Here is a 7,639-nt window from a genome sequence, read left to right on the forward strand (position 1 = left end):
TACAGGCAGAGCAGCGTCTGGGATGCGATCGCTTATTTACCTACGGTTGGGTGATCAATACCTGTAATTTCGACGACCCTACCAGCGAACCCTATAAAATTACTGATTTCTCTGCTGCCTATTTTGCGACGGGGAATGTTGCGATCGCACGCAAATGGCTCTTAGAAGCTGGACTGTTTGATACCCGCTTCCAACTTTATGGCTGGGAAGACTTAGAACTGGGTGTCCGACTAAAACAGCTGGGCTTAAAACTGATTAAATGTCCGGAAGCGGTAGGTTATCATTGGCATCCTCCCTTTAGCCTCGACCAAATTCCCCGGATGATTGACCGGGAAATTCAACGGGGGCGTATGGGTGTATTGTTCTACCGGAAGCACCCTACCTGGGAAGTCAGGATGATGATTCAGATGACCTGGCTACACCGATTACTCTGGGGGATTCTGTCTTTAGGTGGACGACTCAACGAACGCACTATGGCTCCCTTTTTACAATGGCTAATTGACCGAGGTAAATCCCAGCTAGCTTTAGAAATTGCCCGAATTTTCCTTAACTGGTATAACGTCCAAGGTGTTTATGCTGCTGAGCGGGAGATTCAAGGTTGAAGGTTTAAGGTTTAAGATTTAAAATTTAAGGTTTAAGATTTAAAATTTAAGGTTGAAAGTTAAAGGTTGAAGGTTGAAGGTTGAAGGTTACAGGTTGAAGGTTGACTGTCAACAGTCAAGACAATATTAGTGTCGAGAATGATTACTGGAAAGAGAAAGCAGCGATCGCTAAACAACCCCATCCCAAGATCAACGCTGCACCACCTAATGGTGCGATCGCTCCTAGCCACTTGATCCCGGTTAAACTCAGGGCGTACAAACTACCAGAAAAAATGGCAATTCCAGCGATAAAAGCTGAGCCAGCTACGGTAAGGGAGGTTTGTGCTACTTCTGAACGGCTCAACAACAAGGCTACCAACATTAGCGCTAGAGCATGGTACATTTGATAGCGAGCACCAGTCTGAAAAATTTCCAATGCTCGTTCGGTCAGTTTCTCTTTCAAAGCGTGGCTAGCAAAGGCTCCAGCTGCTACTGATAATCCTCCTAAAATCGATGCGATCGCTAAAAAAATCCGAGTCATCAATTTTGTCCTTACTAAAGTGTAAAATTATAAAATATTCTCCCTTCTTCAGTAACCTCAAAGGTGGCATCACACTCTCTAGCTTTGTGATCCAAATAGTCTTGAGCTACATCTATAGGAAGTTTGGCTGCCATTGCTAATTTCAAGACTGAAATTCTACCATTTTCGTCTTGAATCAAGCGATAAAATGTAGACTGAAGGTGCTCGATAACTTCTTTTTGATCTTGTCGATACATTACCCATGTTAACCATACTCCCCAGAAGGTAGCTGGGATACCTACTATCAAGCTTCCCACTGCATCAACTTTATCTTGCGACGTTGCTTCCCTTCGAATTGAAACTACAACAGGTACCATCAATAATAGAATACCAAAGGTAAGCAGCAAACCAGCAGATATTTTTTTAAACCGTTTCATTATAGCAAATTTTTAACAAACGTTTATCAGCTTTCAGCTTTCAGCTTTCAGGTAAGTATTCAGCTTTCAGCTTTCAGCTTTCAGCTTTCAGCTTTCAGGTAATTATTCAGCTATCAGCTATCAGCTTTCAGCTTTCAGCTTTCAGCTTTCAGGTAAGTATTCAGCTTTCAGCTTTCAGCTTTCAGCTTTCAGCTTTCAGCTTTCAGCTCTGAGCTATCAGCTCTGAGCTATCAACTCTCAGCTTTTGAATAAAACAAGTAAGCATTGGAATAATGCTGAGTGAAGTCCCAGGGTCGTTCGCACAGCGTGGCCAAACGCGCACGCGTGGCCGTTCGCGTAGCGTGGCCAAAAGGCCAAAAGGCCAAGGCCAAAGCCTGTGCCAAAAAGCACCTCAAGTAGCGTGAGCTTTTAGCTCACGGCTGACGGCTGAATGCTTACGCTTTCAGCTTTCAGTTATCAGTTATCAGCGTGTCGCGTATCAGCTTATGGGTTACCTCCCAGGGTCGAAGCCTGTGCCAGGCTACTGTTCGCGCAGCATGCGCGTAGCCCAATCGGTGCTTTTGAATCAAAGCGGTAAGCATTCATTTAATCTCTGTTACATCTGCTGACTGCTGAGGGCTGACCGCTGAGGGCTGACCGCTGAGGGCTGACCGCTGAGGGCTGACCGCTGAATGCTTTTTTTTTAGTTACGGATAGCTTCCAACAAGCGAGAATAGTAAAAGCGAGTGCTAGTCATTTCCTGTCGCTGAATCGAAAACCCATTATTTTCTAAAATAGTAACGATATCTGCTTCTCGATGCTGATAGGCACGAGTGGTTTTACTTGGTCCTGGAAAAAACTCACCAATCTTTTTGAGTGCAGTAAGAAGCAACGTTTTCGGGGCAAAACTAAGAATTAAACGAGACTCGGCCAAAGAGGCTAAGTGAGTTATCATTTCAGCCGCTTTATCCTGGGGATAATGAATCAACACATCTAGACAAATTACGGTGTGGTAGCTACCACCTAACCCTTCCAAATCCTTGACCATAAAGGAGAGATTGTCAGTATTCCCTAAACTCTCCTTAGCCCTTACCTGAGCTTCACCTACCATTTTCTGAGAAATATCACTAGCAAAAACTATAGCGCTAGCTTTGGCCAGAGGAATACTCAGACTCCCAACACCACAACCAGCATCACAAATCGACAAACCTGACAAATTTCCATCAGCCTCCAGCCAACTAATCACTTTATCCACAGTCTGCTGATGACCAATCCGGATATCTTGCTGTACCCGGTTAACCTCGCCATCACCATAAATCCGCCGCCAGCGGTCAAACCCAGTGGCATTGAAATAGTCTTTAACAATCGCCTTATCATTAACTGTATTCATATTTAATAACAAACACTCTCCTGAGCTTGGTGTCCTTCCCGTCTTTGCGGTTCATCAAAAATCATCCCATGGATATTGACGACCTTCTCCAATCCTTTAAATACTTTGGCGTTGAGCTTGGCTTAGAACGGATTAAGCAACTTCTATCGCGCTTAGGTAACCCCCAGCAGAATTTTCCAATCATTCACGTGGCTGGAACTAATGGTAAAGGCTCAGTTTGTGCCTACCTGTCTTCTATACTCACCCAAGCTGGCTACCGAGTCGGACGTTATACTTCTCCTCACTTGGTTGATTGGACAGAACGGATTTGCCTTAACCAAGAACCCATCTCTAGCCATACCCTAGGCACAATTTTGGAGCAAGTTAAGGCAGCAATTCCAAAAAACTGTTCCGATCCACCTACCCTATTTGAAGTGACTACTGCTGCTGCTTGGTTGTATTTTGCTCAGCAGCAGGTGGATGTGGCTGTAATAGAAGTGGGATTGGGAGGACGGCTAGATGCAACGAATGTATGCGATCGCGTTTTGGTTAGTATTATCACATCCCTGAGTTGGGAACATTGGCAGCGCCTTGGTCCAACCTTGGCTGATATTGCCAAGGAGAAGGCTGGAATCCTAAAGTATGGCTGTCCTGCGGTCATTGGTCCGCTCCCGCCAGAGGCTAGGGCAGTGGTTGAATCAAGGGTGAATCAGTTGGGGTGTCCAGTGGTGTGGGTAGACTCAGCAGTGGATTTGCCAGAAGGTAAGACCCCAAGCACCGGAAAGCATCTCAGATGGGTGGAGTATGGGGGAGTCAGCTATAATTTGCCCTTGTTGGGGGAGGTGCAGTTGGTTAATTCGGCGATTGCGATCGCAACGGTACAAGTTCTGCAACAGCAAGGTTGGGAGATTCCAGAAGATGCGATCGCATTGGGGATGGCGAAAACCACTTGGCTGGGACGTTTGCAGTGGACTAGCTGGGAGAATCACCATTTACTGATTGATGGAGCCCATAATCAAGCCTCTGCTCAGGTTTTGAGACAATATGTTGATACCCTAGGTAAATCGGTCAACTGGGTCATGGGTATACTCTCAACCAAAGACCATGCTGGTATTTTTAATGCCTTGCTCAGACCAGGGGATCGATTATCTCTAGTGCCAGTACCAGACCATAGTTCAGCTGAGTTAGACTACTTGGCTACTCTCGCGCAACAAATTTGTCCAACCTTAGCCGATTGTGCTATGTATCCAGAGTTAGTGACAGGACTCCGTGGTACCTTTAACAAAGCCGAAGCTGAAGAGAAGATTACTGTCCTTTGTGGTTCTCTGTACCTAGTTGGTCACTTTTTGCGAACAGAAGCTTTTGTTGGTGGTAATGGGAATAGCTAATCGCTAATCGCTAATCGCTACAGTAATTAATTTCAGGATTAATCAAAAAATTGTCATGATTATAAGATAAATTGGGTACGATCAAAAGCAACCTAATGTTGAAACCCCCATCTACCTAACTCAGATCGGGTAGCTAAATAAATTCTGATAATTTTTGATCCCATATTCCCAGATCCGCTACTCCCTACTCCCTTTGCTAGATATGGTTAACCGTTTTAAAAATTTATTTTCCCGGCGCAAGCAAGGTGTTGGTATAGAATTAGCCCCAGAACGAATTCATATTGCTCAATTGCAGCGGCAAGGTCAGAGCCTCAAAGCTACCACCCTATATGCTCATGAGGTTCCAGAAGGGATCTGGGAAGGAGGACAGATTGTTGATTCCCCTGGTTTAGCGGAACTGATTCGAGAAGCCCTACAGGAAAGTCAAGTGAAAGTGGAGCGGGTTGCGACTGCTTTACCCATGCGGGAAGCAGTAATCCGGATTATTCCGATTCCTGCTGAGCTAGATGATAACGAGCTCCGGGATATGGTACTCAACCATGAAGCTGGCTTATATTTGCCCTATCCCCGGGAAGAAGTGGATTTGGATTATCAGAAGCTTGGCTTCTTCGTCGATGAAGATGGAATCGAAAAGGTGCAAGTGCTGCTGGTGGCTACTCGTAAAGAAATCACCGATAGCTATCTCGATACCTTTGAGCAGGTAGGTTTACAAGTAGATGTACTGGAAATTAATAGCTTTGCCCTGATTCGTACCATCCGAGAACAACTGCGTCAATTTCCTTCCCAAGAAGCAGCCGTTCTGGTAGATATTGAATTTGATAGTACTGAAATTGCCATTATTGTAGATGGTGTACCGCAGTTTTCCCGTACTGTTCCCATTGGTACCTACCAACTTCAGAGTGCTCTATCACGGGCGATGAATTTACCAGCCTCTAGAAACACTGAACTCCTCCAAGGGATGACTATTCCCAGTACCCCAGTTGATGGCATGCGCACCGGCTCGACCGGGGTAAATCCAGGTATGGTAGCTCTGATCCAAGTCTTGGGAGAAATTGCTGATGAACTACGCCGCTCTATCGATTTTTACCTCAATCAGATGGACAATCTAGAAGTAGCCCAACTTCTACTAGCTGGTCCTGGGGGTGGTATCGGACAACTTGATGAATTTTTCACCCAACGGTTAAGCTTGCCTACGATTCAGGTGGATCCCGTGGCGGCTCTTTCTCTAGAAGTGGAGAAAGATATTCCGATGGTACAACGACCGAGCTTAGGAACTGTGCTTGGATTAGGATTACGAGAGGTATAGCACTATGTATAGTCTTGATATTAATTTTTTAAAAGACCGAAATCCTGAGGAGATCAAGTCCGTTCAGGATGGAGCGGCTAGACCAGGGATGGCCCTAGGGGAAATGACCCCTCTACTGATTGGAGCTGCAGTCGGTCTAATCCTACCTGGATTGGTGGGAGGCTTTTGGGTAGTTCTCCAACATCAAAACGCCCGGTTGAAGGAAGAAATTGCTGATGTTGACAAGAAACTGGCAGCCTTGGGGGCGCAAAAGCAACGAATTAGTAAGCTAAACAAGGAACTCAAGCTGGTCAACGACGAAACTAATGCTCTTGCCAGTGTCTTTAATCAAATTAAGCCTTGGTCAGCGATGTTACAGGACATTCGTGAGCGCACTCCCCCCGGAGTCCAAATTAAAGACATCGAGCAACAGCAAGTCACTGACAAAAATGCTTCTAAGGATGAGTCTAACGCTAACTCACGACCTAGAATTGAGCTGGATATTTCCGGTACAGCTCGAACCTTTGATGATGTGAATTACTTTTTGCTGACGCTACAGAATTCTTCCTTTTTCGACAAAAATGACACTCAACTGATCAAAGCTCAGTTAATCAATAATCCCACCAAATTAGAAATTCCTGAGAGTCAAAAAGAATTAGTAACTCAGGTAAAATATACCCTGCCAAAAGTGGTAGAATATACTATTAAAACTCAACTGAGTGATATCCCCGCTTCTGAGATATTAAAAGAGTTAGACCGTAAAGGAGCAGTAGGATTAGTGACTCGGATTAGAAACCTTCAATCCCAAGGAGTGATTCAACAATGACCTATGCTACTGATGACGACTTTATGAGTGTTGAAGGTCAGGAGGAAGAGCCTGAGTATCCTACTGCCTTCGGCATTACCTTTACTCCCCAAGTTTCTGGGATTACCTTTGCTATTCTTGGTGTGGCCGCTGCTGTCTATCTAGCCATGAACCTGATGTTACCGGCTTGGCAGGAGTATCAGACTTTACGAAATGATTTATCAACCAAGCAAGATGACCTCCAAAATCCCGAAGTACTCCAGAAAAAAATTAAACAGAAAGAGGATGAACTCAAGCAAGCCAAGCAGCAAAACCGCCGGGTTTTGAGTTTGTTTGCCAGTGACAAAACTTTGGATACCTTATTGATTGATCTCAATACCTTTGTTAAGAATACTAGAGGAACTTTGCTTAGATATGAGCCAGATTCCGAGGGAATCAATATAGTTAATGATGGGTCTCTAGGAACCTTAGTTGATGGAAAATTAAAACGGAGAACCGTCAATGTCGAAATTGAGGGTAGCTTCCAACAAGTGCAGTCAATTATGCGCAGCTTTGAGCGGCTACAGTCGATGTTGCTGATCAAAGACCTAGAAGCTCAAATCAGTGAACCGCAAACACTAGTGCTACAGCAAGGTAGAGTAGTTCCTGGTCCTCAACCTAAGCTTAAAACTAGCTTAACCCTGGAAGCTCTCATGCCTGCTAGAGATTTGGATAAGGAGGAAGAAAAAGCTGAGGAAAAGAATGATAAGAAACAGTCAGGTAAGAAGAAATAATCCCAAATTACTTTATTATTGCTACCAATAATGATGGGTAGATGGCAAGATGGGTAAATTGATCGGTAGGCAAGTTGTTGGAAATTGGGATAACTTGCTGTTTGATTGATATGACAGGGTTATTAGTGTTGGTGATTATGGTTGTTTGTTGAGTGTTTAGTGTTTTCTCTTTAACGTCTCAACGGTCAATAGTCAATAGTCAACCGTCAACAGCCCTTTGTATGGAATAATTTCTGTGATTTGAGTCAGGAGATTGGAGAAATCGATCGTGAGACAGATTCAAGTATGTGGTGGAGTGTTCGCGGCTACAGCAATGGCTTTATGGGCAACACAGCCTGTAGTCGCAGCAAGCCAAGTTAGTGCCATACGGTTCAACCAGCAGGGGAGTGAACTGGAACTGAAACTTGAGACAAAAGGGGGCAATGAGCGTCCACAGATTTTTGCTGTTAACCAAGGCAATGTTTTGGTAGCTGATCTGGTTAATACCCAGCTGAGTTTGCCC

10 protein-coding genes are annotated in these 7,639 nt (G+C 44.7%); 6 read left to right on the forward strand and 4 right to left on the reverse strand.

Annotated features, from left to right (window positions below; genetic code table 11):
* Positions 1-602, forward strand: a 602-nt coding sequence (locus F6K38_RS23685; protein ID WP_353737215.1) for a glycosyltransferase family 2 protein, incomplete at its 5' end; no start/stop codon positions are given.
* Positions 603-744: 142 nt separating this feature from the next.
* Here the strand turns inward: F6K38_RS23685 and F6K38_RS23690 are convergent.
* The 4 genes from F6K38_RS23690 to bchM form a co-directional block, all read right to left on the reverse strand.
* Complete coding sequence (locus F6K38_RS23690; protein ID WP_008189098.1) at positions 745-1,122, reverse strand: DUF423 domain-containing protein; 378 nt, start codon at positions 1,120-1,122, stop codon at positions 745-747.
* A 14-nt stretch (positions 1,123-1,136) separates the two neighbouring features.
* On the reverse strand, positions 1,137-1,538 hold the full coding sequence (locus F6K38_RS23695) for a hypothetical protein (protein WP_008189100.1): 402 nt from the start codon (positions 1,536-1,538) through the stop codon (positions 1,137-1,139).
* A gap of 230 nt (positions 1,539-1,768) precedes the next feature.
* The gene (locus F6K38_RS23700; RefSeq protein ID WP_287267085.1) at positions 1,769-1,921 is read right to left on the reverse strand and encodes a hypothetical protein; all 153 of its coding nucleotides are present in this window, start codon (positions 1,919-1,921) and stop codon (positions 1,769-1,771) included.
* Positions 1,922-2,220: 299 nt separating this feature from the next.
* A complete protein-coding gene (gene bchM, locus F6K38_RS23705) occupies positions 2,221-2,907 on the reverse strand; it encodes a magnesium protoporphyrin IX methyltransferase (protein ID WP_287357601.1) in 687 nt (228 codons plus the stop codon).
* A gap of 68 nt (positions 2,908-2,975) precedes the next feature.
* On the opposite strand from bchM, the gene F6K38_RS23710 reads away from it, so the two are divergent.
* From F6K38_RS23710 to F6K38_RS23730, 5 genes are all read left to right on the forward strand, one after another.
* Positions 2,976-4,274 (forward strand): bifunctional folylpolyglutamate synthase/dihydrofolate synthase, encoded by a 1,299-nt coding sequence (locus tag F6K38_RS23710; protein ID WP_287357603.1) that lies wholly within the window; start codon positions 2,976-2,978, stop codon positions 4,272-4,274.
* Positions 4,275-4,476: 202 nt separating this feature from the next.
* Positions 4,477-5,580 (forward strand): type IV pilus assembly protein PilM, encoded by a 1,104-nt coding sequence (pilM, locus tag F6K38_RS23715; RefSeq protein ID WP_044495077.1) that lies wholly within the window; start codon positions 4,477-4,479, stop codon positions 5,578-5,580.
* A gap of 4 nt (positions 5,581-5,584) precedes the next feature.
* The gene (locus F6K38_RS23720) at positions 5,585-6,385 is read left to right on the forward strand and encodes a PilN domain-containing protein (protein WP_008189108.1); all 801 of its coding nucleotides are present in this window, start codon (positions 5,585-5,587) and stop codon (positions 6,383-6,385) included.
* Positions 6,382-7,137, forward strand: coding sequence for a GspMb/PilO family protein (locus tag F6K38_RS23725; RefSeq protein ID WP_287267081.1), 756 nt, complete (start codon positions 6,382-6,384; stop codon positions 7,135-7,137). Before F6K38_RS23720 ends, F6K38_RS23725 begins: the two co-directional genes overlap by 4 nt.
* Positions 7,138-7,405: 268 nt before the next feature.
* On the forward strand, positions 7,406-7,639 hold a 234-nt coding region (locus F6K38_RS23730; RefSeq protein ID WP_287357605.1), incomplete at its 3' end, for an AMIN domain-containing protein.

This window comes from Moorena sp. SIO3B2, from assembly GCF_010692525.1.
In the GTDB taxonomy this organism is placed as follows: Bacteria; Cyanobacteriota; Cyanobacteriia; order Cyanobacteriales; family Coleofasciculaceae; genus Moorena; species Moorena producens.

What these genes read in the sequence shown, in the direction of transcription:
- F6K38_RS23690 (WP_008189098.1), bottom strand. Translation starts at nt 1,122, where the DNA reads ATGACTCGGATTTTTTTAGCGATCGCATCGATTTTAGGAGGATTATCA.
- F6K38_RS23695 (WP_008189100.1), bottom strand. Translation starts at nt 1,538, where the DNA reads ATGAAACGGTTTAAAAAAATATCTGCTGGTTTGCTGCTTACCTTTGGT.
- bchM (WP_287357601.1), bottom strand. Translation starts at nt 2,907, where the DNA reads ATGAATACAGTTAATGATAAGGCGATTGTTAAAGACTATTTCAATGCC.
- F6K38_RS23710 (WP_287357603.1), top strand. Translation starts at nt 2,976, where the DNA reads ATGGATATTGACGACCTTCTCCAATCCTTTAAATACTTTGGCGTTGAG.
- pilM (WP_044495077.1), top strand. Translation starts at nt 4,477, where the DNA reads ATGGTTAACCGTTTTAAAAATTTATTTTCCCGGCGCAAGCAAGGTGTT.
- F6K38_RS23720 (WP_008189108.1), top strand. Translation starts at nt 5,585, where the DNA reads ATGTATAGTCTTGATATTAATTTTTTAAAAGACCGAAATCCTGAGGAG.
- F6K38_RS23725 (WP_287267081.1), top strand. Translation starts at nt 6,382, where the DNA reads ATGACCTATGCTACTGATGACGACTTTATGAGTGTTGAAGGTCAGGAG.